We start from the raw sequence: 25,595 nt of genomic DNA on the forward strand, positions 1-25,595 counted from the left end.
CGCTGCGAAAACGGAACCTTGCATCGCCTCAAAAGCGGAATATACCGTCACAAGGCGTTTTGCCGCCATAAGAAACAAGCCCCCGTCGAAGGACAGGTGAGGAATGGCGCTATCATGGAAAAAGTGTCCCGCAGTGAAGCGGGGCACTTTTCCGTATCACGGTGATGGTTGTTGGTTTTGCAGCTGCTTGTCCAGTTCGTCAACGAGTTTGGCGAAATGGCGCAAGACGCGCTCGACCGGTTCAGGGCTTGTCATATCAACGCCGGCTCGCTTGAGCAGGCGGATCGGGTCGTCTGACGTGCCGGAGCGCAAAAACTGTTTATACCGCTTCACCGCTTCGCCGCTTTTGTCGGTTTGGATGCCGCTGACGATGGCGTACGAGGCGGCGAGGGAAGTCGCATATTTGTATACATAAAATGCGTCGTAAAAATGGGGGATGCGCAGCCAGCCGCGTGCGGCTCCCGGGTCGGCGGCATACGCCGGGCCGTAATACGTTTTGAGCAATGTAAGCCAGAGATGGTTGAGCTCATCGGCCGTCAGGCTGCCGCCTTGGCGTACTTTATCATGGATTTGCTGCTCAAATTCGGAATACATGACTTGCGTGTACAGCGTGCCGCGAATTTGTTCGATTTGTTCGATGAGCAGGCGAAGCTTTTCCTCTTTTGTTTTCGCCTGCTTGTACAAGTAATCAAGCATCAGCCATTCATTGGCGGTGGAGGCCACTTCCGCGGTGAAAATCGAATGGCCGGAATAATGGTACGGCTGTGTGCGGTTCGTGTACACAGAATGCATGGCGTGTCCAAGCTCATGGGCCATCGTCAACACGCTGTCAAGCGAACCGTTGTAATTGAGCAAGATGAACGGATGGGTGTCGTACGCCCCCGTATTGTAGCCGCCGGTGTATTTTTTCGGGCGCGGGTAAACATCAAGCCACCGTTCGGCAAACGCGCGGCGTACATGTTCGATATAGTCGTCACCAAGCGGCCGAAGTCCTTGCAACAAGAGTGTTTTTGCCGTCTCAACCGGAATGGATTCCGCCGTTTCGCCAGCGAGCGGCACATATAAGTCATAGCTATGGACACGGTCGAGACCGAGCGCTTGTTTTCGCAGTTCAATATAACGATGAAGCGCCGGCAGGTGGTGATGGACGGCGGTGATCAAGTTGTCAAACACTTCCTTTGGCACATCGTCGGCAGCGAGCGCGGCGTCTAGGCCGGACGGGTAGCGGCGTACGTCGGCATACAGCTCATCCGCTTTAACGGATGCGTACAGCGTCGCCGCCGCCGTCTGTTCGAGCGCCTCATAGCTTTTGGCTTTCGCTTCAAACGCAGCTTTCCGGTAACGGCGGTCGCGATGCTGAAGGAGGGCGGCATAGTTATGGTCCGTCAGCGTCACTGTTTTTCCGTCCGGCATGCGGACAGACGGCGGCTCGTAGTCGCCGCGGGAAGCGTGGTCATAAATGTTTTCCGCCTCGCCAAGAGCCGGTGATAGTTTGGCGAGCAGCCGTTCCTCGCGTTTTGTGAGCGTATGCGGCTTTTGTTCGCGCAGTTCGGTGAAGTAATAACGATACGGCTTGAGCGGTTCGCTGTTTTGCAGCTTCTTAAGCGCCCGCTCCGGAAGGGCGAGCAGCTCCGGTTCGATAAATGCGGTCTTTGCCGCATATTGGGCGGTGAGCGCTTCCACTTTCGCCCCAAGCCGGGCGGCTGTGTTGTCTTCAATGTTCAAGTCGCGTTTTAAATGAGCGTAAAGGGACAGTTTTTCAAGCTTGCGGGCTGTTTGTTCGTTTAGGGCGAACAGCTTGGCGATCGTTTTCGCATCGTCGAGTTTGCCTTCAAAGGCTGCCAGTTTCGGCAAGGCGCTGTTCACCGCCTGATAGTCGCGCATCCATTCCGCTTCGGACGGATAAATATCGGCCAAATTCCATTCGTATGCCGTTTCGGCGGCTGACGTCGGCCACGGGATGACAAAAAGAAACATCGCAAACAGCGAAACGAGCCGGCGCTTCATGCGATCACATCCTTTCCGTTTTTTTCCTCTCGTCTGTAGTATGTGCAAACCGGAACGTTTTAGCCAAAAAAGAAGAAAGGAAGAGGATGATGGAACGAGTTCAATTAGCGGATCACTTGTCTTTTTCCCGCGTCATTCACGGCTGTTGGCGGCTCGCCGACTGGGGCTATTCGGCCGGGCAGCTGCTTTCACTGATTGAATTTTGCCTTGAGCGCGGCATCACCACGTTTGACCATGCCGATATTTATGGCAACTATACGTGCGAATCGCGCTTTGGCGATGCGCTCGCGTTAAAACCAAGCTTGCGCGGTCAAATCGAGATCGTGACGAAATGCGGCATTAAGCTGCCATCGAAGTACGGAATGAAGTCGTACGATACAAGCAAAGATCATATCATCGCTTCGGTCGAGCAGTCGCTGCGGAATTTCCGCACCGATTATATCGATGTGCTGCTGATTCACCGCCCGGATCCGTTCATGAACCCAGAGGAGGTAGCCGAGGCGTTTTTGAAGCTGAAACAGGATGGAAAAGTGCGCTATTTTGGCGTCTCGAACTTTAAACGTTCGCAATGGGAAATGTTGCAGTCGTATTGGCCGTTTCCTCTCGTGACCAACCAAATCGAAGCATCGGCGTACCGGCTCGAAAATTTTGAAGACGGCACAGTGGATCTTTGCCTTGAAAAGCGGGTTCCGCCGATGGTATGGTCGCCGCTTGCCGGTGGAGCGGTTTTTTCCGCTGACGATGACCGGGCGGTGCGGTTGCGCGCCGCCTTGGAACAAGTGCGGCAGGAACTTGGCGCCGAGACGGTCGATGAAGTGCTGTACGCGTGGCTGTTTGCTCATCCGGCGCGAATGATGCCGATTGTCGGCTCAGGGAAACGAGAACGCATCGACCGGGCGGTGCGGGCGTTGTCTTTGCCGCTTTCCCGTGAGCAATGGTTCGCCATTTTGCAAAGTTCGATGGGGCATGATGTGCCGTAAGGGGAGAAGCCGATGAAAGTCATTATCGCGGAAAAACCGGATCAAGGGGCGACGCTCGCCTCGATTTTCCGGACGAAAAAACGACAAGGCTATATCGAGATTTTACCAAACGACTTGTTTCCCGATGGAGCGTACATGACATGGGCGATCGGACACTTATTCCAGCTTGCTCCGCCTGAGCGGTACCGCCCGGAATGGAAGCGGTGGTCGCTGAAGGCGCTGCCGATCATTCCCGAACGGTTTGAATACGAAGTGGAAAAAGCGAAAGCGAAGCAGTTTCGCATTGTGAAAGAACTGCTGCGGAAGCCGGAAGTGACGGAAATCATTCACGCCGGCGACGCCGGGCGCGAAGGGGAGCTCATTGTGCGCAACGTGATCCGCCTGAGCGGCGTCCACAAACCGATCAAGCGGCTTTGGCTGTCGTCATTGACTCCGAAGGCCATCGAGGAAGGGTTTCGCCGTTTGCTTGACGAGCGGACGACGCGCCCGCTCTATGAAGAAGCGTACGCCCGCGCCTGCGCGGATTGGCTCGTCGGCATGAACGCCTCGCGCGCCTACAGCTTGTTGCTGAAGGAGCGCGGGATGAACGATGTGTTCTCCGTCGGGCGCGTGCAAACGCCGACATTGGCTCTCATTGTCCGGCGCGAGCGCGAAATTGAACAGTTTCGCCCTGAACCGTTTTGGGAAGTGGTCGCTTCGTTTGCCCTTGGCGACAAGCGCTACGAAGGAAAATGGGTGGATGAAAACGGCCAAACGCGCCTCAAGGACGAAGCGATGGCGAAACAGATCGCTGCCTTTTGCCGCGGGAAGCGGGCGGAAGTCGCCGACGTCCGCACGGAGCGGAAAACGTTCCAACCGCCGCTCTTGTTCAACTTATCGACGCTGCAGGCGACGGCAAACAAGCTGTACCGCTTTTCGCCGAAAAAAACGCTCGATGTGCTGCAGTCGCTCTATCAAAAAGGCATCGTCTCGTATCCGCGCTCTGATTCGATGCATGTGACTAGGGGAGAGGCGGAAACGTTCCCGGCCATTTTACAAAAGCTGTCGTCGTTTTCGGCGTACGCTTCGTATTTTCCGCTGCCGCAGCCCTCCATTTTACAGAATAAACGTTATGTAAACGAGAAGAAAGTGACTGACCATTACGCCATCATCCCGACCGAACAAGTCATTGACCCGGAAAAGCTGTCATCCGACGAGCGGAAAGTGTATGATTTGATCGTCCGCCGCTTGATTGCCGCCCACTACCAGGCGGCGATCATCGACTATACGACGGTTGCGACGTTGGTTGATGGACGGGCTCGTTTCATCACGAAAGGAAGACAAGTCATTGAGGAAGGATGGCGCACGGTTATTCGCCCGCATGAAGAGGAAAAGGAAACGGTGCTTCCATTGCTCCGTCAAGGAGAAGCGGGCAAAGTGGCGGACGTCCAAGTAAAGGAAGGAAAAACGGAGCCGCCGAAACGGTATACAGAAGGGCAGCTCATTACGCTCATGAAAACAGCTGGGAAGTTTTTAGACGACGAAGCGCTTGAAAAAGTGCTCGCCAAAACGGAAGGGCTCGGCACAGAGGCGACAAGGGCGGCGATCATTACGATGCTGAAAGAGCGGAAGTATATTGAGGTGAAAAACAACCTTGTGTATGCGACGGACAAGGCGAAAGTATTGATCGAGGCGCTCGGCGGCACGATTCTCGCCTCGCCGGAAATGACGGCGAAATGGGAGCAGCGCTTAAGCGAAATTGGCGAAGGAACGGCCTCCTCGGCTGCGTTTATGGAACAGGTGAAAAAGCTGGCGCAAAAAGTGGTCACCGATGCTATCGCCGCTGCGCCAAGCTGGAATTTCAGCGGGCTTGACACCGCTTCGATCCAGCGGACGAAAACGAAAAAAACGGTCGGTGAGCCGCTCGGGCGCTGCCCGCTTTGTGGCGGAACCGTCATCGACAAAGGAACGTTGTACGGCTGCGACCAGTATGCGAAAACAAAATGCTCGTTTACGGTCTCCAAACGCATTCTCGGCAAGTCGATTTCTGCGGCGAATATGAAAAAGCTGCTTGCACAAGGAAAAACGAATGTCATTAAAGGATTCAAAAAAGGCGGAAAAACGTTTGATGCTGTTCTTGTGTGGGATGAAAACGACAAGAAGCTGTCCTTTCAGTTTCCGAAACAGTGACGGAAGGCGGATGCGAAGCATGTTGCCTGTGAAAAAAGCGTTTCACAAAAAGGCGGGCCGTGAACGATCCGCCTTTTTCATCCTTGAACCCGTTCCATCAGCCAAGCGGGATGGCTTGACGCAGCAAAGCCGAACGGTTTGTACAGCCCGTGCCCAGTCAACCCGTTTTTGTCGGTTCGGGTCTCCTTTGGCCAATGTATACGTGAGGAGGGTCCAAGACAGCCCTTTGCGATGCAGACGCTTTCACAGCGCTTCACAGGATAGGGAGACGCTATAGTATGTTTGAACATAGAACTGCCACATATTCGTATTTCAAGCAGAGGCAATATCCCATCCCAACTCTAGGCAAGGGGTGTCGCCAAAGCCAGCTGTTTGGTCTCTTCCGAATGGGCATGTATGAGAAACCATTCATTCCAGAAGCGGGTCAATGATGAATGGGGACCGGCAGGCAGCGATGCGGGCGGGGCGGTCCGGATAATCGGTGAACAAGCCGTCAACGCCTATTGAGCATAGACACGCGAGATCGCGTGTGTCGTTAACCGTGTAGACATGCACGATGAGCCCACGGCTATGAGCGGCATCCACCCACTCTTTACTGGCGAGCGAAAGCGGCAAGCCGATGCCATCGGCATAGACGGCGACCTGCCCTAGCAGTTCGCCCGGGCCTATACGGGCCGTCTCGCGTTCTCCAATCAGCTGAATAAGCGGAATGCCGCGTGGGATGAGTGGCCTTAGCGCCTGCAAACTCTCGGGATGAAACGATTGAAACATGATGCGGCCGCGCTGTAAATCATGATGTTTTTGCAATAGCTGTACGACCGCTTTTTCAATGCCGGGCTGCTTTAGTTCAATATACAAAGGGGCGTCGATTCGTTCTGCTTCTAGCGTGCGCATGATGTCCTCAAGGGTCGGGATCGGTTCGCCGGCAAAACGCTTGCTAAACCACGAGCCGGCATCAAGCCGCTTCAGCTCGGCGAGCGAAAAATCGCCAACGTGCCACGGAGAACGGTGAGGATAGACGGTTTCAGCATTCGTCGTCCGGGCGAGCGTTGCATCATGCATGGCGATGAGCTTTCCGTCTTTCGTCATCCGCACGTCAACCTCAATATAATCAGCGTGCATGCGACCCGCAAGCCGGTAGGAGGCAAGCGTATGCTCCGGTGCATGCCCGGAAGCGCCGCGATGGGCGATAATGATCGGCTCACGGGCGACTGACGGCTGTGGAGCGGCCGAAGAGGCTAAGCCTAGCGGCAGCCATAGCAAGAACCCGGCATAAAGCCATATTCGTCGCAACGTCGTTCCCCCTTTCTGTTTGCATCATACCTTATTGGCATGAAGCGGTTGTGAAGAGAGGATGAAGATGTGGTAAAACGTGCGCAATGTGAATGCTTATCCGTATTTTGCCGTCTGTTGCAAAATGATATTCGTTTTGATGTATAAAGGGAGGCCCCATGCGCATACTGTAAGTGACAACAAAGACGTTGGGCTATAGCCAAGCGGTAAGGCAACGGACTTTGACTCCGTGATGCGCTGGTTCGAATCCAGCTAGCCCAGCTGAATAAGCCGGCTAGGGTGCATAGGCCTTTGGCTGGCAAAAACGGTCTCTGCCACTTCGGCACGAGGCCGTTTTTTCGTCTGAAAGCAGTTCCGCGCCGGTAGGACAAAGAGGCTGATGATGCCATTCGCGATGCGAAATTAACGAATGGTTGCTAAAAAATCGTCACGGCAGCAGGATTTTGACGAATGGTGGCGAATGTAAAACGAACGAAGGGAGAGGAATGATGGTGAAAACTGCTGATTTATGCGATCAATTTCTTGACGAGCTGCAAGTGTGCGAACTTGCCTTCCAATCGTACGGCGGAAAGCGGGCGTTTTCCGGATCGATTGCCACTGTTGACGTGTTTGAAGACAACGTTCTTGTCCGCGAAGCGCTCGAGACGGTGCCGCCGGGCACGGTGCTTGTTGTTGACGGAAAAGGGTCGCGCCGCGTCGCGCTATTAGGCGACCGATTGGCGCAAATCGCCTGCGAGAGAGGGCTCGCTGGCGTCATCATTCACGGCTGCATTCGCGATTCCGCAGAAATCGGCGCGATGCCGATTGGCGTGATGGCCATTGGCACTTGCCCGGTGAAAAGCAAAAAAGAGGGAAAAGGCGCCCGCGATGTCGTGCTTGAATTTGGCGGCGTCCGTTGGGAGCCAGGCGCGTATGTGTATGCGGATGCAGATGGCATTGTCATCGCGCGAACGAACTTGTCGGAAAAAAACGGTTGACGATGAAGCCATCGTTGTACTACGATGAAAAAGGATGCTTGTTCCATGACAGCGTATATATTGGCGAAAGGCAAACAAGGTGCCCGGCTCGCTTAGGGCTTGGGTGAAAAGGGAAGTACGGTGAAAAGCCGTCACGGTACCCGCCACTGTGATGGGGAGTTTTGCGGCAACAAGTCACTGAAGGATTCTTCGGGAAGGCGCCGCAAAGCGATGATCCTAAGTCAGGAGACCTGCCTTGTTTGCATCGGACGGATGCCTACGGGAATATAGGCAGACGTGCGGGAGAATGATGGCTGAATGAGGCTTCTTTTGGCTTATTTTTGGCTTCGTATGCATTTTTCTGCACCTCTGCTCTAGAGGTGCTTTTTTATTTTTCTTTGAGCGAAGCTGAATGGTTTTCATTTCTACCAATCTTGCAAAAGGAGGAATTGGATGGCGACGTGGGATTTGCGGGGAATGAGGCATCATCTGTTGATTTGCAACGGCGGGACGTGCCTGCGCCATGGCGGGGAGGAAGTGACGCTGGCGGTGCGTGAAGAGATTGCCCGCCTTGGATTGGACGATCTTGTTCATACGACAAGAACGCGCTGCAACGGCCGCTGCCAGGACGCGTGCGTGATGATCGTTTACCCGGATGGCGTCTGGTATCGGCAGATGACGTCGGAGAAAGCGAAAGAGGTCGTGCGCTTCCATTTGCAGGAAGGAGCACCGTTTTGGTCATGGGCGACGTATGCATACCAGCATGACAGGGGGCTGGCCTGCCTGCCGGGAACGGGGGCAGCCGCCGGGATTCGAAAAGGAGGAAAGTAAGATGGAGTGGGGCAGCTATGCGATGTTAGCCATCGCTCTTGGCTTGCGCCATGGAATGGACAGCGATCATGTTGCGGCGATTGCCGATATGGTCGGAAGCGAATCAGAGCGAAGGCAACAGCTTGCGCTTGGAATCATGTATGCGGCCGGACACGGGGCAATTGTGTTTGTCATGGGGCTGGCGGCGCTGCTTATCGGCGTCCGTCTCCCCGGTTCGTCAGTCGCGGTGATTGAACTTCTCGTCGGCTGCACGCTCGTGCTCTTGGGCGGAATGATGCTCTTTTCTCTTTTTTGGCGCGGCGAGGTGAAAAGCCGCTTTCAGCTTATTTATGAACTTGGCCGCGCGGTGGCCGGATGGGTTCGAGTGGGACGAGAAACAGGAAGCCACCATTCGCTCTCGCGTTTTGGCTGGGCTGGCGCCTTTATGATCGGCATCATCCATGGCATCGGCGTCGAAAGTCCAACCCAGCTTGCCATTTTAACCCATGCCGCAGGAAAAATGCATGTGAGTGCAGCCGCCCTTCAGCTTGGGCTGTTTGTCGCCGGGTTGCTAGTTGCCACCATTGGAACGGCCATTGGCTTATCATGGGGGTTTTGGAAGGCGAAACAGCGGGAACGACTATTTCACGTTCTTGGTGCGGCCACTGGATTATACAGCATATGGTTAGGGATGTCGATCATGATCGAGACGTGGAAAGGGGGAGTGTAAGGTGGCCGGCAAACTGCTCATTATCGGCTTCGGCCCGGGCAGCGTCGATCATATGACGAAACGGGCTCGGGAAGCGATTGAAGAAAGCGACGTCATCATTGGCTATAAAACCTACATTGAACTTGTGCGCGATTTGATCGTCGGAAAGGAAATCATCAGCACCGGTATGACCGAAGAAGTGAGCCGCGCTCAAGCAGCCGTGAAATGGGCCGAGCGCGGCAAAACGGTCGCCGTCATTTCAAGCGGCGACGCCGGGTTGTACGGCATGGCGGGGCTCGTCTACGAAGTGCTGATTGAAAAAGGATGGACGAAAGACGATCCGATTGAAGTGGAAGTCATCCCAGGCATTTCGGCCCTTCACTCGTGCGCGGCGCTGCTTGGGGCGCCGGTGATGCATGATGCGTGCACGATCAGCTTGAGCGACCATTTGACGCCGTGGGAGCTGATTGAAAAGCGGCTCGAAGCCGCGGCGGAGGCCGATTTTGTCATCGCGCTTTACAACCCGAAAAGCGGGCGGCGCACTAGGCAGATTGTGGAAGCGCAGCGCATTCTGCTCCGCCACCGGGCGCCGACGACACCAGTCGGACTAGTGAAAAGCGCGTACCGTGAGCGGCAGCATATCGTCCTCACCGACTTGGCGCATATGCTTGACCATGAAATCGGCATGTTGACGACTGTGATCATTGGCAATTCGACGACGTTTGTGCATGACGGATTGATGATTACGCCGCGCGGCTATCAACGCAAATACCATTTGACCGCGGCCGTTCAGCCGCTCAAGCCGCATGAGCGGCTGCGCAAAGAAGCCGAACCATGGGCCTTAGAACAGATGGAGCCGCAGGCAACCGGTGATGTTGAAGTGAAGCGGGCAGCCGGTTCGAACAATCGGACTTCCTTGGCGTTAGCCGGCATCCCGCCATTTCCAGATGAAACGCAGCAAACGGGGGCTCGGCCGACGAGTATGGTCGGTTCGTCTGCTGCTGCCGGGCAGACAGCGGTCGAGCGGCCGGTGGAGCATATAGCGCGACAGCAAGCGAAAGAAGCCGCCGAAGATGCGCTTGCGGCGCTTGAAAACCGTAAACGGCGAAAAGCGGAAACCGTCCTGTTTGAAGCGGCGGTAAGCCCTGGGGTGGCCAACAAACAGTTTACGGCGGAACAGTTGCTTGTCCTAGCGGAGACAGCAGGCCCCGACGGAAAACTGACCTACACGCCCGATCATTACATAAAAATTGAACGGGTGACTGATGACCCGAATGGCCTTGTAGCTAAACTGGCCGCCGCTGGGTTGATGGTTACGCCGGTCGGCGATGTGCTGATGGTGAAAGCGTGCGATTTTTGTGACGGGGAGAAAAAAGACGCGATTCCGTATGCCGAAGAATTGGCGCGGAGATTAGGAGGCCTGGCGCTGCCGAAGGAGCTGAAACTCGGCATCAACGGCTGCGGCATGGCGTGCTACGGTGCGGTGCGTGAAGATATCGGTCTTGTGTATCGGAAAGGGAAATTTGATTTGTTTTTGGGTGGAAAAACGGTCGGCCGCAACGCCCATCCCGGCCAGCTTGTCGCCGAAGGCTTGCCGCCGGAAGAGATCGTTGCCATTATCACCGACATGATCGAGCAATATAAAGAACACGCCTACCCGAACGAACGGTTCCATAAGTTTTTCAGCCGAGTGAAACAAGTTGGCCGGTTTCGCCATGAAGAAGTGAAGGCCGCCGCTATGGTGGAAACGGCTGCTTGCGGCGACTAGCAGCAAACGCACTGCTGCGGATGGCGAAAGGAACCGGAGATGCAGCACGATGTGCCCGCGAGCCAACTCCCATTGATCACCGCAAGATGGATGCGATGCTCCAAAAGCGCGAAAGTCAATGCAATGGGGCAAAAAAGAAGATAAGGAGAGGAAATCATGAAGGCGATTTTGTTTGTCGGCCATGGAAGCCGCGACCCCGAAGGGAACGAGCAAGTGCAGCGGTTTGTCGCCGGACTGCGGCCGCGCATTGATGACGCATTTCATATCGAAACGAGTTTTTTAGAGTTTGGGCGTCCATCGATCAGCGAAGGCATCCGTCTTTGTGCAGAAGCCGGAGCGAAGGAAGTGATCGTCCTCCCGCTCATTTTATTGCCGGCCGGGCATTCAAAGCTTCATATTCCGGCGGAAATCGATGAGGCAAAGCAGCGCTATCCGCATCTGACGTTCCGGTACGGACGGCCGATTGGGATTCATGAGCAGACGTTGGCGATATTGCATGAACGGTTGCAAGAAATCGGCGAGCAGCCGGAAGCCCCCGGCCGCGAGACGGCGGTCATATTGCTTGGGCGCGGCGGGAGCGATCCGGATGCGAACAGCGACTTGTATAAAATCGCCCGCCTGTTTTGGGAACAAACGGGCTATGCGCTTGTTGAACCGGCGTTCATGGGTGTGACGACACCGTCGCTTGATGACGCCGTCCGCCGCTGTATCGCGCTTGGGGCGCGGCGCATTGTTGTGCTGCCGTATTTTCTATTCACCGGCGTGCTCATCAAACGGCTCGAGCGGCAAGTCGAGCAGTACCGCGCCGACCATGCCGGCGTTTCATTCGCCTTGGCCGGCTATTTCGGATTTCATCCACAACTAGAAACGATCGTGCTTGACCGGCTGAACGAAGCGCTCGGTCAAACAGCGGCGATGAACTGCGATGTTTGCCAATACCGGTTGCACGCCGCCCATCATCACCACCACCATCATCATCATTAAGGGGGAAATGCCAATGATTTTGCTGCTCGCCGGTACGAGCGACGCCCGCGAACTGGCGATTGCGGTGCAAAACGAAGGATATGAAGTGCTGGCTACAGTCGTCACCGATCATGCGGCCGAACAGCTAGAAGCCGCCGGCGTCCGCGCCCATGTCGGCCGCTTGGATGCCGCCCAGCTCGCCCGGCTTGCCAAAGCGAACGGAGCGGGAGCGATTGTGGACGCCAGCCATCCATTTGCCGAAGAGGCATCGAAAAACGCCATGCAAGCGGCGACCGAAGCGGGCCTTCCGTACATCCGCTATGAGCGGCAAGCGTCTTCGCTTGCGTCCGGCACGGTAACGTTTGCCGACAGCTATGAAGAAGCGGCCGAACTGGCGGCCGAAAAAGGCGGCGTCGTCATGCTGACGACTGGCAGCAAAACGCTCGATATTTTCGCCGCCAAGCTACTTGGCCGGCCTGACGTGCGGGTGATTGCTCGGATGCTGCCGCGCAAAGACAATTTGGAAAAATGCGAGCGGCTCGGGTTTTCGCAAGAACAGATCGTTGCCATGCAAGGGCCGTTTACGAAGGAACTGGATCTTGCCTTGTTCCGCCATTTTGGCGTCACATTAGTCATCACGAAAGAGAGCGGCAAAGTCGGGTTTGTTGATGAAAAGCTCGCTGCTGCCGAGGAACTTGGCATTGAAACGATCGTCATTCGCCGCCCGCGCCTAGCATACGGCACAGTGTATACCGATTTTGCCGGCGTCCTCGAGGCGTTGAAACAACAAGCGCCGGTTTCCGCCCGTTCGTCCCTGCAAATGGAAAAGGCAGGAACATCTGACTAAGATGCCATTCAACATGGAAACAAGACGGCTAGTTTATGCCGCCCGCCCCGCTGTTCTAATGAATGATGAAAGGAGAGAAACAAATGGATTTCCATACGACGTTTCGTCCGGTGACCGTCCAGCCGGAGCAAATTGAAGCGCGCAGCTTTCAAATCATTGATGAAGAAATCGGCGAGCATTCCTTTACAGCTGAGCAATACCCGATCGTTCAGCGCGTCATTCACGCTTCAGCCGATTTTGAGCTCGGAAAAAGCCTTCTCTTTCATCCCGACGCCGTCCGCGCCGGCATCGACGCCATTCGCCGCGGCAAGCTCGTCGTCGCCGACGTACAAATGGTGCAAGTCGGCGTCAATAAAGCGCGCCTTGAGAAATTTGGCGGAGCGGTGCGCGTCTACATTTCCGATGAAGACGTCATCGCCGAAGCGAAACGGCTGAACATGACAAGGGCGATCGTCGCCATGCGCAAGGCGGTGAAAGAAGCGGAAGGCGGCATTTTCGCCATCGGCAACGCGCCGACCGCGCTGCTTGAGCTCATCCGCCTAATTAAGGAAGGAGAAGCGCGGCCGGGGCTGGTGATCGGCCTGCCGGTCGGGTTTGTGTCCGCGGCGGAATCGAAAGAAGAGCTGGCCAAGCTTGATGTGCCGTTTATTACGAACCGCGGCCGCAAAGGGGGAAGCACGGTGACGGTCGCCGCTTTGAACGCTTTATCGCTCTTGGCGGAACGAGTGTGATGGGCGATGGAAGCGAAAAAAACGCTGCGGGAAGGATATACGACCGGGTCATGCGCGACGGCGGCGACGAAAGCGGCACTCACGGCGCTCATTACCGGCCGGGTGCAGACGGAAGCGACGATTCGGTTGCCGATCGGACGGTCCGTGACATTTTCCGTTCAGTCGTGTACATATGATGGATCAACGGCGACAGCTGCTGTCGTGAAAGACGGCGGCGATGACCCGGACGCGACGCATGGAGCGTTGATCGTTTCGACCGTCTCGTGGGCATCATCCCCGGGCGTGCATCTTGACGGCGGTGAAGGGGTCGGGCGCGTGACGAAGCCGGGCTTGCCGGTGCCGGTCGGCGAGGCGGCGATCAATCCCGTGCCGCGGAAGATGATTCGTGAAACCGCAAAGGAAGTGCTCGAGCAATACGGCATCGCCCGCGGGGTGAACATCGTCATTTCCGTGCCGGGCGGCGAAGAGATCGCTAAAAAAACGTTAAATGCGAGGCTCGGCATCATCGGCGGCATTTCGATTTTAGGGACGCGCGGCATCGTCGTCCCGTTTTCGACTGCGGCCTACCGAGCGAGCATCGTGCAAGCCATTCAAGTGGCGAAAGCGAACGGCTGCCGCCATGTCGTCATTACGACCGGGGGACGGAGCGAGAAATACGCCATGCGGGAATATCCGGGTTTGCCGGAAGAGGCGTTTATTGAAATGGGCGATTTTGTTGGCTTTACGTTGAAGCAATGCAAGCGGCTCGGCATCGAAACGGTGTCGATGGTCGGGATGATGGGGAAATTTTCGAAAGTCGCCCAAGGAGTCATGATGGTTCACGCCAAAAGCGCACCGGTCGATTTCGGCTTTTTGGCTCGGTTGGCGGAACAAGCCGGCGCTCCGGCATCGCTCGTTGCCGCTGTCCGCGAGGCGAATACGGCGGCGCAAGTCGGCGATATGATGCAGGAAGCGGGCTGCACAACATTTTTTCAGCTATTGTGCGAAGCGTGCTGCCGGGCGGCGTTTAACGAAGTCGGCGGCGGCATGACGGTGGAGACATCCATTTACACGATGAACGGACAACGGTTAGGAAAGGCGGTGGAGACGAATGGGAGCGATTAAGCTGATCGGCATCGGCGCCGACGGTCCGGCGGGCTTGCCTGCTCTGTACAAGCGCTGGATTGAGGAAAGCGAGCTGCTTGTCGGCGGCAAGCGGCAATTGGCGATGTTTCCCGACTACAAAGGTGAAACGATCGTCATCCGCAGCAAGCTGGCGGAACTCGTCGAGCAGCTCCGAAATGAGACAAGAACGACGGTCGTATTGGCTTCTGGCGACCCTCTCTTTTACGGGATGGGCAGCTATTTGGCGAACAAGTTGCCAATTGAGGTATATCCAGCGGTCAGCTCGGTGCAATGGGCGTTTGCGAAAATGGGGGAGTCATGGCAAGATGCCGCGTTCATCAGCGTCCACGGCCGGCCGCTGACGGGGCTTGCCCAACGCATTGACGGGCGGCGCAAAGTCGCTATTTTGACCGATGAAACGAATTCCCCGGCGGCAATCGCCCGCTATTTGCTGGAGTATGGCATGACCGAGTACGAGGCGTTTGTCGGCGAGGAGCTCGGCGGGCCGAATGAACGATGCCGGTTTTTCAAGCTCGAAGAAATGGCCGAAACCGAGTTTCTTCCATTAAATATAGTCGTGTTGCGCCAGACGATGCCAAGCCCAACTTGGCCGCTTGGCATTGAGGATGATGAATTTTTTCAGCGCAAGCCGGATAAAGGATTGATTACGAAAAAAGAAATTCGCGTGCTGAGCTTAAGCGCTTTGCGCCTCCGCCCGGACAGCGTCGTGTGGGACATCGGCACATGCACCGGTTCAGTGGCGATTGAAGCGGCGAAAATCGCCCGTGACGGGGCGGTGTTTGCCATTGAAAAAAATGAATACGATATCGACATTTGCCGGCAAAACTTGCGCAAATTCCGCGTCGACCTAACGCTCGTTCACGGCAAAGCGCCCGATCGGCTCGACGAGTTTGCCGACCCGGACGCCATTTTTATCGGCGGCACATCGGGAGCGATGGCGCCGCTGTTGGACGTCTGTACGAAACGGCTGAAAAAAAACGGGCGCATTGTCATCAACGCGGCGACGGTCGAGACGCTCGCCGAAGCGTGCCGCGAGTTGCGCGCGCGTGGGTTTCATGTCGACATTGCGCTTGCACAGGCAGCAAGAAGCAAGCCGATTTTAGAATTGACGCGCTTTGAGGCGCTCAATCCGGTATACATCATCACTGCGAAACGGGAGGGAGACGAATGATCGGCACGTTGTACGGCATCGGCGTCGGCCCGGGCGATCCGGAGCTGATGACTGTGAAGGCGTACCGCCGCCTCAAAGAAGCGGATGTGATCGCCTATCCGAAAAAAGGGCGGCAAAGCAAAAGCTATGCCGAACAAATTATTGATGCTTATTTTGCCCCAGACGAAAAACGGCGGCTTGGGCTCCATTTTCCGATGACGAAAGACGTAAGCGTGCTCGAGCCGAAATGGAACGAAGCAGCGGACGCCATTTGGGCGGAGCTGGCAGCCGGGCGTGATGTCGCCTTTGTCACGGAAGGCGATCCGTTATTGTACAGCACGTTTATTCACCTTATGAACGTGATGGAACGCCGTTATCCAGAGGCGGCGATCGAAGTGATCCCTGGCATCAGCTCGGCGAACGCCGCTGCCGCCCGTCTCCGCCTTCCGTTGGCCGACGGCGACGAGCAAGTGGCCATTGTGCCGGCGCGCGATGATTACGAAGCGATGAAAGCGGCGCTCCTTGGGCACGATTGCGTCGTCTTTTTCAAAGTGGCGAAAGTGATTGATCTCATGATTCGTCTGCTTCGCGAACTCGATTTGCTTCAGCGCGCCGCGGTCGTGACGAAAGTGACATCAGGAGAGGAAGTCATTTGGGATGCAGGGCAACTTGAAGGGGTGGAGCTTGAATATTTGACATTGTTGGTGGTGAGAAAGTGAAGGTGTATATCGTAGGAGCGGGGCCGGGGGCGCCGGATTTGATCACCGTCCGCGGCGCTGAGCTCCTTGCCTCGGCAGATGCCATTTTTTACACCGACTCGTTAGTGAGCGAGGAACTGATTGAGCGCTACCGGAAGCCGGAAGCGGCCGTCTTCCATACGGCCGGCATGCATTTGGAACAACTGGTGGCGGCGATGATTGAACAAGTGAAACAAGGACGGCTCGTCGTGCGCGTCCATACCGGCGATCCATCGATTTATGGAGCGACGCTCGAACAAATCGCCTTGTTGAAACAAGAAGGAGTTGAGATCGAGATCGTGCCCGGCGTCAGCTCGGCATTTGCTGCTGCCGCCGCCGTGCAGGCCGAACTTACCGTCCCAGAGCTGACGCAGACGGTCATTTTCACGCGCGCCGAAGGGCGGACGCCGGTGCCTCCGCACGAGAGATTGCAAGAACTGGCGAAACATCATTGCACCCTTGTTCTCTTTTTAAGCGCCACATTGGCCAAAAAAGTGACCGCCGCCTTGCTTGATGCCGGTTGGAGCAGTGACACCCCGGCCGTCGCCGTGTATAAGGCGACATGGCCGGATGAAATTATCATCCGCTCGACGGTGGCGACGCTGGCCGATGATATGCGCCGCCATGGGGTGACGAAGCATGCCATCATTTTCGCCGGCTGGGCGCTCGATCCGCACATCCATGAGCGCGGCTACCGCTCGAAACTGTACGACCGCACGTTCACGCACGGGTACCGGAAAGGGGAGAAGTAACGTGTATGCCGTTGTCGCCATTACGAAACACGGGGTAGAAATTGCCCGCCGGCTCGGCCGTGAGTTGGACGGGGCGGACGTCTATTATACGGAGAAGTTCGCCCGCGGAGACGAAGACCGATGCGGCATCCGCCTGTTTTCCGGCAATGTAAAGGCGCTGTTGCCGGAACTGTTCGCCCGTTACGACGGCCTCATTTGCATCATTTCACTTGGCGCGGTCGTCCGCATGATTGCTCCATTATTAAAAGATAAAAAGACCGATCCGGCGGTCGTCGTCATCGATGATAAGGCGGAACATGCGATCAGCGTTCTTTCCGGCCATTTAGGAGGGGCGAACGAATTGACGCGGCGCGTGGCTGCGATCCTTGACGCCCGACCGGTCATTACGACTGCTTCGGATGTGCAGCAAACGATCGCCGTTGATTTATTTGGCCGCGCGTTCGGCTGGGAGTGGGAATCGGCGGACAAGTTGACGCCGGTCAGTGCGGCGGTCGTCAACGAAGAGCCGGTCGCCGTCGTGCAAGAATCGGGCGAAACCGGCTGGTGGCCGGAAGGGCGTCCGTTGCCGAAAAACATTACAGTATATGACTCTATCGCTTCGGCGATGGCCGCTCGCCCGGCAGCGGCGCTTGTAGTCACCCACCGGCTGCTCGAACCGGAAGAAGAGGCGATTTTGCAAAACGGTGTGCTGTATCGCCCAAAAGTGATTGTGCTTGGCATCGGCTGCAACCGGGGGACACCGGCTGAGGAAATTGAAACGGTCATCCGCGAGACGCTGGCTGAGCTCTGTTTTTCGATCAAAAGCGTTAAGGCGGTATGCACGATCGATCTAAAAAAAGATGAGCCCGGACTTCGGGAAGTTGTCGGCAAATACGGCTGGGAATTTGTGACGTACACGCCGGAACAGTTAAACGAAGTGCCGATCGAAGCGCCGTCGGAAACGGTATACCGCTACACCGGCGCCTACGGGGTGAGCGAGCCGGCGGCGAAATTGTACAGCGGCGCTGAGACGATGGCGCTCGTCAAAAAGAAGTCCGGCAATGTGACGATTTCCGTCGCGCTCATCGATCATCAAGCAAAAGCAAGGATGCGAAGAAAGGAGGAAGAGGCATGCGGCGATTGGTCATCGCTGCAACCGGAAGCGGAGCCGGCAAAACAACGGTGGCGCTCGGGTTGATGGCGGCGCTCAAGCAAAAAGGCTATACGGTGCAAGGGTTTAAATGCGGACCGGATTACATTGACCCGACGTACCATACGGCGGTCACCGGCCGGCCGTCACGCAATTTGGACAGCTGGATGACCGGAACGGAAACGGTCCGGACGGTGTTGGCGAACGGTTGCAAGGGGGCGGATATTGCCATCATCGAAGGGGTGATGGGGCTGTTTGACGGGAAACAGCCGCTGTCCGACGAAGGGTCGACGGCGGATATCGCCGCCAGTACGAAAAGTCCGGTTCTCCTTGTCGTCGATTGTTCCGGCATGGCCCGCAGCGCCGCTGCCATCGTCCGCGGATTTCAGACGTTTCACCCCGATGTGCACATCGCCGGCGTATTTGCCAACCGCGTAGGCGGCGAGGGGCATTTCCGGCTCATCAAAGCGGCGGTCGAGCAAATGTGCGGACTGCCGGTCATCGGGTTTTTGTCGAAAGACGATGCGCTGTCGTTGCCGGAGCGCCATTTAGGGTTGGTGCCGTCCGTGGAGCGCGGAGAGCTGGATTCGTTTTTTGCTGAATTGGGGCGAAAAATCGCGGCCGCGATCGATTGGAAGACGCTATTTTCGATCGCTGAGGCGCCTGCCCTGGCGCCGTCCGCCCCGCTCATTCGCCCTTCGCGGCTGTATCGCGCGCGCGTGGCGGTGGCCAAGGATGCCGCTTTTCACTTTTACTATCCAGAAAACCTCGAGATGCTTTCTGCTTGCGGCGCCGAGCTTGTTTATTTTTCCCCGCTCGCCGGTGAACCGCTTCCCGACGGGGTGGACGGCTTGTATATCGGCGGCGGCTTTCCGGAAGAATTTGCCGCTGAATTGGCGCGCCAGATCGCGGCCAAGCAGTCGATTCGCGCCGCCATTGAACGCGGGTTGCCGACATTGGCGGAGTGCGGCGGGTTTATGTTTTTGACCGAGCGGCTGATGACGGCCGACGGCGCGGAATACGAAATGGCGGGCGTCATCCCGGGGCGGGTTGTTATGCAGCGGAAGCTAGCCGCACTTGGGTACCGCGAAGTGCACGGAAGGAAAGGGAACTTTCTATTGCCGGAAGGGGAGCGGGCGCGCGGGCATGAGTTTCACTACTCGACGTACGAACCGTGCGGTGACGTGCCGTTTGCCTATGAAACGAGCGGGCGGCTCGGAGCGAAGCCGGACGGCTACCTAGCGCATCGGCTTGTCGCCGGCTACGTCCATTTCCATTTTGCGTCCGCCCCGGCGATGGTCGAACGGTGGCTTTCAGAATGCGAGAAGGTGAAACACGATGGCTGACGCGCTGCCAATCATGTTTCAAGGCACTCATTCCGACGCTGGAAAAAGCGTCATCGCCACAGCGTTTTGCCGCATTTTTGCCCAAGATGGCTGGAAGACGGCGCCGTTTAAGTCACAAAACATGTCGTTAAACTCGTATGTGACACCGGACGGAAGAGAGATCGGGCGGGCGCAAGGCATTCAGGCCGAAGCGGCCGGGGTGGCGGCTCGCGCTGAGATGAACCCGATTTTAATTAAGCCAAGCCGCGAGCATGAGTCGCAAATTGTCGTGTTAGGCAAACCGTATGCCACTATGCAGGCGTTCGCCTACCGGAATGAGTTTTTTCATCAAGGGCTGGCTGTCATTCGACAGTCGCTCGAAACGTTGATGAACGAATACGATCGGCTCGTCATCGAAGGGGCGGGAAGTCCGGCCGAAGTGAACTTAAACGACCGCGAGCTCGTCAATATGCGCATCGCCCGCCTCGCCAACGCCCCTGTTGTTTTAATCGGCGATATTGAGCGGGGCGGAGTGTTCGCGAGCCTCGTCGGGACGCTGGCGCTTTTGGAACCTGCGGACCGAAAGCGGGTCGTCGGCGTCATCATTAACAAGTTTCGCGGTGATGCGGCGTTGCTTAAGCCGGGTCTTGACTGGTTTGAACAATATACGGGCGTGCCGGTGCTCGGCGTTGTCCCGTATTTGCCCGATTTGGCGATCGATGCCGAAGATTCGCTGGCGCTTGAACGCTTTGCCGCGTCGTCCGATGACGAGCGGGCGATTGACATTGCCGTCATCCGCTGCCCGAAAATCGCCAATTTTACCGATATCGATCCGCTGTTGGCCGAACCGGACTGCCGCGTCCGCTTAGTGACGCACGCGGGTGAACTCGGCGAACCGGATGTGGTCGTGCTGCCGGGAAGTAAAAATACGATCGAAGATTTAATGTATATGAAACAACGGGGGCTCGCCTCCGGCATTGTGTCACTTGTCAACGATGGAAAAACGACGGTTGTCGGTTTGTGCGGCGGCTACCAAATGCTTGGCGCTGTCATCTGTGATCCACATGGGGTTGAAACGCCGTTTCCGGAAATGAAGGGGCTCGGGCTGTTGCCGATTGAGACGACGCTCGAGCAGACGAAAACAACGGTCCGCTCTGAAGGCGTGCTCACATGGGCCGGGGAGCGGTTTGCCGTGCGAGGGTACGAAATTCATATGGGCCGCTCGACGCCGCTTCCCGGCTATGCGCCGCTCATTGAGATCGGCGGCCGCGGCGAAGGGGCGAAGCGCGGCGATGAGCGGGTGTTGGGCACGTACGTGCACGATTTGTTTCATAACGATGCGTTCCGCACCGCCTTTTTCAACGCCATTCGCCGTGAAAAAGGGCTTGCCGTTTCCGGCGTCAGGCTGTTTCATTCACTCAAAGAGAGAGCGTTTGACCGGCTTGCCGCCCACATCCGGCAGCACGTCGCGATCGAACGCATCGAGCAGATCATACGTCAATTCCAGCAAAGGACGGTGGGATGATGAAGATTTTCGTTCCGGCGGCAAACCGCCAGACAATGGAAGCCGCATGCGCTTATATTGACCAGTTAACCAAACCCCCCGGCAGCCTTGGCCGCCTCGAACAGCTTGCGGCTGAACTCGCCGGGATGACCGGGAACTTGTTCCCGGAAGTGACGCCCCCAGGGGTGCTTGTTTTCGCCGCCGACCATGGCGTCGCCGCTGAAGGCGTATCCGCCTATCCGGCGGAAGTGACGGCGCAAATGGTGTATAACTTTGCCCGCGGCGGGGCGGCGATCAACGTTTTCAGCCGTCGGATCGGCGCGCTGCTCGAGATCGTCGACGTCGGTGTAGCCGTTCCGATTGATGACGAGCGGGTTATTGTGAAAAAGGTGCGTCACGGAACGGACAATTTTGCCAAAATGGAAGCGATGACGCCGGCTGAAGCCGAACAGGCGCTTCACGTTGGCTATGAGCAGGCGGTATCGGTCATTGGGCAGGGCGCTCGCACGTTGATTGCCGGTGAGATGGGAATCGGCAATACGACGGCGGCCAGCGCCTTATTGGCCACCTTGACCGATGAACCGCTCGAACGCATCGTCGGCAAAGGAACCGGCATCGCCGCCGAAAGGCTCGTCCATAAACGGGAAGTCATCCGCCAAGCGCTGGCGCTTCACCGGCCCGATCCGGCAAGGCCGCTTGAGTGGCTGGCGAAAATCGGTGGACTCGAGATCGCTGCGATGGCCGGTGCCATGCTTGCGGCTGCCGAGCGGCGCATCCCAATTTTGCTCGACGGCTTTATTTGCACCGTTGCCGCCCTTGTCGCCCGCCAGTTTGCCCCGAACGTTGCTGACTATATGATCGCCGGTCATCGTTCCGAAGAGCCGGGGCACGGCATTGCCCTTGGCTTGTTAGGGAAAGAACCACTGATCGATTTGCGCATGCGCCTTGGTGAAGGAAGCGGAGCCGCGGTGGCGTTCCCGCTTTTGGCAGCGGCGGCGGCGATGGTGAGCGAAATGGCGACATTTTCTTCAGCGGGCGTTTCCACCGCAGAAGCGAAAGGGGAGAAGGAACGATGACGGTCGGCAAAGTGTATTTAGTGGGCGCCGGGCCGGGTGATGAAAAACTGATCACCGTTTACGGCCGGGAATGTCTCGAACGCGCTGATGTCGTCATTTACGACCGGCTCGTCAATCGGAAGCTGCTCCGGTATGCGAAGCCGGACGCCGAGCTTCTTTATTGCGGCAAAGAGCCGGGAAGGCATGACACCGTTCAACAACAAATCCACGAATGGTTGGTCGAACATGCGCGTCGAGGCAAAACGGTCGTCCGTTTAAAAGGCGGCGATCCGTGTGTCTTTGGCCGCGCCGGCGAGGAAGCGGAAACGCTCGCCCGCGCCGGCATCCCGTTTGAAATCGTTCCCGGGGTCACCGCCGGCATCGCGGTGCCGGCGTATGCCGGCATTCCGGTCACCCACCGCGATTATGCCGCATCGTTGGCGATCGTCACCGGGCATCGGAGCGAGCGGATTGACTGGAAGGCGTTAGCCGAAGGATGCGACACAATCATCGTGTACATGGGAGCAGCCAATTTGCCGGACATTTGCCGCCGGCTAGTTGCCGCTGGGAAGCCATACGATACACCAGCTGCCATCATTGAGCGGGGAACGACGGAACGGCAGCGCACCGTGGCGGCGCCGCTTGCCGCATTGCCGGCAGAAGCGGAAAAGGCCGGCATCTCTCATCCGTCCATTATTGTGATTGGCAATGTTGTCCGCCTGCGCGAGACGTTGCAATGGTTTTCGGAACATCGAGGAGGCGAGGCGGTTGTCTATACAGAATCGTAACGGACGGGTGATCGTTTACACTGGCGATGGCAAAGGGAAAACGACAGCTGCCTTTGGACTTGTGCTGCGCGCTGTCGGACGCGGCATGAAGGTCGCTGTTTTGCAGTTTATTAAATCGCCAGAGCGCACGTATGGCGAGCAGCTGGCCCTTCGCCGCCTCGGCATCGAGGTGCATCAGCTTGGCGCCGGCTTTACATGGACGAAAACGCCCGATGTTCATCGCCAAGCGTTACAACGAGCATGGACGTTAGTGAAACAGTATGTTCATTCCGGGCAGTATGATATGATCGTGCTAGATGAATTGAACAACGCTTTAGCCATCGATCGATTCCCGGTCGATGACATCTTATCGATCGAAGATGTGCTCGAACTGATTCGCACGCGCCCGCCGTCACTCCACCTTGTCATCACCGGGCGCTCTGCCCGTCCGGAGCTGATTGCCGCCGCCGATATTGCCACTGAGATGGCGCTCGTCAAGCACGACTATGAACAAGGGACGGCGGCTGCGAAAGGCATTGAATGTTGAGCGGAAACGGTTGACGGAGAAGTCTTTCCTGCTAGTCTGCCAGGGTGTAGCCCATGATGAAAAGCGGCCGAATTTGGCCGCTTTTTTTGCATCGAACTCTTCCGCTATGAGCGGCGCCGTTTCCTTTAGGCGGAGGGACTGCTCATGGCGGTTTTCCTTATGCATCGGTGTCCGTTTTGTCGTTTTGTTCCTTATGTTGCCGCCGTCCTTTGCTGTTGTCGCCGGATGCCGGACCGTGAAGCAAGGCCATCGGGTCTTGCGTCGGCGCATTTTGATTTCGGCTTCCGTTGTTCGGTCGTTTCGTCACAGACCACACCTCCTTTAGGCGCTATGACCATATCATTAGCATAGGCTGCCGAACCGTTTTTATTCGGCGGCAAACCAAAAAAACGGGAAGCGCGTTTGCGGCGCTTCCCGTAGGCAATACGGCCGGATGCTGGCAAACATGGCGGCCGGAGGACGGCGGGAGTCAGCGATTAATAAACGAACGCCGTTCCCACAATAATCAACAAAATAAACAAGACGACAATTAAGGCAAAGCCATTGCCATGCCAAGCGCCCATCCCGTTCACCTCCCTGCAAAATCTACTATATGATATGCCATTCGTTGCGCGAAGGAACGGGACAATTGTCGGAAAATGACAAAATAAGAAAAACGCCTTGCTAGGAAAAGCAAAGGCGTTTTTGCTGTGTGATAATTCCCCTTTATTCCCAAATATAAGGCGTCTCTTGATAGACGTAATAGTTGAGCCAATTGACAAACAGCAAATTGGCGTGCGAGCGCCACGTGTTGAGCGGCGGCTGGCTCGGGTCGTCATTCGGAAAGTACGACTCCGGAGGCTGGATCGGCAATCCTTTGGCCAAGTCGCGCTCATATTCATCTTTTAACGTGGTGGCATCATACTCCGGATGGCCGGTCAAGAAAATGCGGCGGCCGTCGTTCGAGGCGACGAGGCAAACGCCGGCTTTGTCGGCGACCGATAAAATCATGAGCTCCGGCACTTTTTCAATGTCTTCCCGCTTGACGTCTGTATGGCGGGAGTGCGGCATGCGGAACACATCGTCAAAGCCGCGCAAAAGCTTCACATTTTTGACTTCCAGCGTATGGTTGAACACGCCGAAACATTTTTCCGGCAGCGGGTATTTCGGAATGCCGTAATGGTAATACAAGCCGGCTTGCGCTCCCCAGCAAATATGGAGCGTCGATGTGACGTTTGCTTTCGTCCATTCCATAATGTCGGTCAACTCGTCCCAGTACGTCACCTCCTCAAACGGCATTTGCTCGACCGGCGCTCCGGTGATGATCATCCCGTCAAATTTCCGATGGCGGATGTGCGGGAAAATCGTGTAAAATTGATCCAAATGATGTTTGCTCGTCGTTTTCGGCTCATGGGTCGCCGGGCGCAAAAAGGTGACGTTCACTTGCAGCGGCGAGTTGCCGAGCAGGCGCAATAGCTGCGTCTCCGCTTTTTCTTTTTCCGGCATTAAGTTTAAAATGACGATATTGAGCGGACGAATGTCTTGTGAATACGCTCGTTCTTCGTCCATGACGAAAATGTTTTCTTGTTCGAGTATTTCTTTCGCGGGCAAGTCTTTTGGAATGTTGATTGGCAACGATGTCCCCTCCGTTTCGTTCTATTTTTTAAATAATTACATTATAAAAACTTTATTGACTTTCTTCAATTCATTTTTTTCCGTGCAAGGAAGTTCAGTGTTTGAAGTGAAAAAAGGAGGAAAACGCATGGATCCGACGGCATTTGACAATTTGAAAACCGTGTTGGAAGGAGCGGTATATGACGCCGACTTGCAAGGGCGCCTTGTTGTCGTTGACCGCCGCGATCTCGCTGATTTGGCCCGCCTGTCGCGGGAGTACGCCATTTCGTTCCGGATGAATGATGCACCTGATCCGCCAGTTACTTGTACGGCGCAGCTTTCGATCGACTTTGCCGAGCTCATCAATGAACGGCTCCATCATGACCGGGCCGGGTGCCGTCTGGCTGTCGTGTTCACAATGCCGATCCGCCGCTCGTCCGCTTGCGCCATCGTTGAAGGAACGCTGCGGACGATTTGGGGGGAAGAACGGATCATTCGACAGACGCTCAGCTGGCAGTTTCCGCATGAAGGCGGTCCATACAAAAATGAAGCGGTGGTCGAATTTGCCCGCCTCATTTACGAGGAAAACGCTGCCGACTTGCCGGAGATGGTGCCATATATGATTTCTTCGCTCGAGCAGCTGCAGCCGTTATCTAGTCAATAACAGTGTAAAAAGTG

25 protein-coding genes, 1 tRNA gene and 1 riboswitch are annotated in these 25,595 nt (G+C 56.3%); of the genes, 21 read left to right on the forward strand and 5 right to left on the reverse strand.

Annotation, left to right across the window (positions count from 1 at the left end; all coding sequences use genetic code 11):
- Positions 1-156: 156 nt before the first annotated feature.
- Positions 157-2,007 carry an oligoendopeptidase F gene (gene pepF, locus IC803_RS07840; RefSeq protein WP_081207318.1) on the reverse strand — a complete coding sequence of 617 codons (1,851 nt, stop codon included), beginning with the start codon at positions 2,005-2,007 and terminating at the stop codon, positions 157-159.
- 89 nt (positions 2,008-2,096) lie between these two features.
- Here pepF and IC803_RS07845 point away from each other — a divergent pair, with 89 nt between their 5' ends.
- Positions 2,097-2,987, forward strand: a complete 891-nt coding sequence (locus IC803_RS07845; protein WP_081207319.1) for an aldo/keto reductase — start codon at positions 2,097-2,099, stop codon at positions 2,985-2,987.
- A 12-nt stretch (positions 2,988-2,999) separates the two neighbouring features.
- On the forward strand, positions 3,000-5,156 hold the full coding sequence (locus tag IC803_RS07850) for a DNA topoisomerase III (RefSeq protein WP_081207320.1): 2,157 nt from the start codon (positions 3,000-3,002) through the stop codon (positions 5,154-5,156).
- 408 nt (positions 5,157-5,564) lie between these two features.
- On the opposite strand, the gene IC803_RS07855 is transcribed toward IC803_RS07850, so the two are convergent.
- Complete coding sequence (locus IC803_RS07855) at positions 5,565-6,449, reverse strand: glycerophosphodiester phosphodiesterase family protein (RefSeq protein WP_081207321.1); 885 nt, start codon at positions 6,447-6,449, stop codon at positions 5,565-5,567.
- Positions 6,450-6,638: 189 nt separating this feature from the next.
- Here IC803_RS07855 and IC803_RS07860 point away from each other — a divergent pair.
- The 18 genes from IC803_RS07860 (at position 6,639) to cobO (ending at position 23,324) form a co-directional block, all read left to right on the forward strand.
- Positions 6,639-6,710 (forward strand) — tRNA-Gln (locus IC803_RS07860).
- A 230-nt stretch (positions 6,711-6,940) separates the two neighbouring features.
- A complete protein-coding gene (gene rraA / locus IC803_RS07865; protein WP_081207582.1) occupies positions 6,941-7,426 on the forward strand; it encodes a ribonuclease E activity regulator RraA in 486 nt (161 codons plus the stop codon).
- 60 nt (positions 7,427-7,486) lie between these two features.
- Positions 7,487-7,679, forward strand: a riboswitch (cobalamin riboswitch).
- Between the two features lie 179 nt (positions 7,680-7,858).
- The gene (locus IC803_RS07870; protein ID WP_081207322.1) at positions 7,859-8,236 is read left to right on the forward strand and encodes a (2Fe-2S) ferredoxin domain-containing protein; all 378 of its coding nucleotides are present in this window, start codon (positions 7,859-7,861) and stop codon (positions 8,234-8,236) included.
- A 1-nt stretch (position 8,237) separates the two neighbouring features.
- Positions 8,238-8,945 (forward strand): High-affinity nickel-transporter, encoded by a 708-nt coding sequence (locus tag IC803_RS07875; protein ID WP_081207323.1) that lies wholly within the window; start codon positions 8,238-8,240, stop codon positions 8,943-8,945.
- 1 nt (position 8,946) lies between these two features.
- A complete protein-coding gene (cobJ, locus tag IC803_RS07880) occupies positions 8,947-10,692 on the forward strand; it encodes a precorrin-3B C(17)-methyltransferase (protein ID WP_081207324.1) in 1,746 nt (581 codons plus the stop codon).
- A gap of 156 nt (positions 10,693-10,848) precedes the next feature.
- Positions 10,849-11,676 (forward strand): sirohydrochlorin chelatase, encoded by an 828-nt coding sequence (locus tag IC803_RS07885; protein WP_081207325.1) that lies wholly within the window; start codon positions 10,849-10,851, stop codon positions 11,674-11,676.
- Between the two features lie 13 nt (positions 11,677-11,689).
- Entirely contained in the window at positions 11,690-12,502 is an 813-nt protein-coding gene (cobK, locus tag IC803_RS07890) for a precorrin-6A reductase (RefSeq protein WP_081207326.1), read from the forward strand.
- 83 nt (positions 12,503-12,585) lie between these two features.
- The gene (locus IC803_RS07895; RefSeq protein ID WP_081207327.1) at positions 12,586-13,233 is read left to right on the forward strand and encodes a precorrin-8X methylmutase; all 648 of its coding nucleotides are present in this window, start codon (positions 12,586-12,588) and stop codon (positions 13,231-13,233) included.
- A 6-nt stretch (positions 13,234-13,239) separates the two neighbouring features.
- A complete protein-coding gene (locus tag IC803_RS07900; RefSeq protein ID WP_081207328.1) occupies positions 13,240-14,337 on the forward strand; it encodes a cobalt-precorrin-5B (C(1))-methyltransferase in 1,098 nt (365 codons plus the stop codon).
- Complete coding sequence (cbiE, locus tag IC803_RS07905) at positions 14,324-15,529, forward strand: precorrin-6y C5,15-methyltransferase (decarboxylating) subunit CbiE (protein ID WP_081207329.1); 1,206 nt, start codon at positions 14,324-14,326, stop codon at positions 15,527-15,529. The genes IC803_RS07900 and cbiE overlap by 14 nt, the downstream gene beginning before the upstream one ends.
- Positions 15,526-16,227, forward strand: coding sequence for a precorrin-2 C(20)-methyltransferase (gene cobI / locus IC803_RS07910; protein WP_081207330.1), 702 nt, complete (start codon positions 15,526-15,528; stop codon positions 16,225-16,227). The genes cbiE and cobI overlap by 4 nt, the downstream gene beginning before the upstream one ends.
- Positions 16,224-16,997, forward strand: a complete 774-nt coding sequence (gene cobM / locus IC803_RS07915) for a precorrin-4 C(11)-methyltransferase (RefSeq protein ID WP_081207331.1) — start codon at positions 16,224-16,226, stop codon at positions 16,995-16,997. Before cobI ends, cobM begins: the two co-directional genes overlap by 4 nt.
- Position 16,998: 1 nt before the next feature.
- Positions 16,999-18,174, forward strand: coding sequence for a cobalt-precorrin 5A hydrolase (locus tag IC803_RS07920; RefSeq protein WP_081207332.1), 1,176 nt, complete (start codon positions 16,999-17,001; stop codon positions 18,172-18,174).
- Complete coding sequence (locus tag IC803_RS07925; protein WP_081207333.1) at positions 18,108-19,472, forward strand: cobyrinic acid a,c-diamide synthase CobB; 1,365 nt, start codon at positions 18,108-18,110, stop codon at positions 19,470-19,472. The genes IC803_RS07920 and IC803_RS07925 overlap by 67 nt, the downstream gene beginning before the upstream one ends.
- On the forward strand, positions 19,465-20,976 hold the full coding sequence (locus IC803_RS07930) for a cobyric acid synthase (RefSeq protein ID WP_081207334.1): 1,512 nt from the start codon (positions 19,465-19,467) through the stop codon (positions 20,974-20,976). The genes IC803_RS07925 and IC803_RS07930 overlap by 8 nt, the downstream gene beginning before the upstream one ends.
- On the forward strand, positions 20,976-22,031 hold the full coding sequence (gene cobT / locus IC803_RS07935) for a nicotinate-nucleotide--dimethylbenzimidazole phosphoribosyltransferase (protein WP_081207335.1): 1,056 nt from the start codon (positions 20,976-20,978) through the stop codon (positions 22,029-22,031). Before IC803_RS07930 ends, cobT begins: the two co-directional genes overlap by 1 nt.
- Entirely contained in the window at positions 22,028-22,798 is a 771-nt protein-coding gene (cobA, locus tag IC803_RS07940) for a uroporphyrinogen-III C-methyltransferase (RefSeq protein WP_081207336.1), read from the forward strand. The genes cobT and cobA overlap by 4 nt, the downstream gene beginning before the upstream one ends.
- The gene (gene cobO, locus IC803_RS07945; RefSeq protein ID WP_223812069.1) at positions 22,785-23,324 is read left to right on the forward strand and encodes a cob(I)yrinic acid a,c-diamide adenosyltransferase; all 540 of its coding nucleotides are present in this window, start codon (positions 22,785-22,787) and stop codon (positions 23,322-23,324) included. Before cobA ends, cobO begins: the two co-directional genes overlap by 14 nt.
- Before the next feature lie 157 nt (positions 23,325-23,481).
- On the opposite strand, the gene IC803_RS07950 is transcribed toward cobO, so the two are convergent.
- The 3 genes from IC803_RS07950 to metA form a co-directional block, all read right to left on the reverse strand.
- Positions 23,482-23,631, reverse strand: coding sequence for a hypothetical protein (locus IC803_RS07950; protein ID WP_168368558.1), 150 nt, complete (start codon positions 23,629-23,631; stop codon positions 23,482-23,484).
- A gap of 169 nt (positions 23,632-23,800) precedes the next feature.
- Positions 23,801-23,887 (reverse strand): YjcZ family sporulation protein, encoded by an 87-nt coding sequence (locus tag IC803_RS07955; protein ID WP_081207337.1) that lies wholly within the window; start codon positions 23,885-23,887, stop codon positions 23,801-23,803.
- 142 nt (positions 23,888-24,029) lie between these two features.
- Positions 24,030-24,938 (reverse strand): homoserine O-acetyltransferase MetA, encoded by a 909-nt coding sequence (gene metA, locus IC803_RS07960; RefSeq protein ID WP_081207338.1) that lies wholly within the window; start codon positions 24,936-24,938, stop codon positions 24,030-24,032.
- Positions 24,939-25,065: 127 nt separating this feature from the next.
- Here metA and IC803_RS07965 point away from each other — a divergent pair, with 127 nt between their 5' ends.
- Positions 25,066-25,581, forward strand: coding sequence for a hypothetical protein (locus IC803_RS07965; RefSeq protein WP_081207584.1), 516 nt, complete (start codon positions 25,066-25,068; stop codon positions 25,579-25,581).
- Positions 25,582-25,595 lie beyond the last annotated feature (14 nt).

It is taken from the genome of Geobacillus sp. 46C-IIa (genome assembly GCF_014679505.1).
Lineage (GTDB): Bacteria > Bacillota > Bacilli > Bacillales > Anoxybacillaceae > Geobacillus.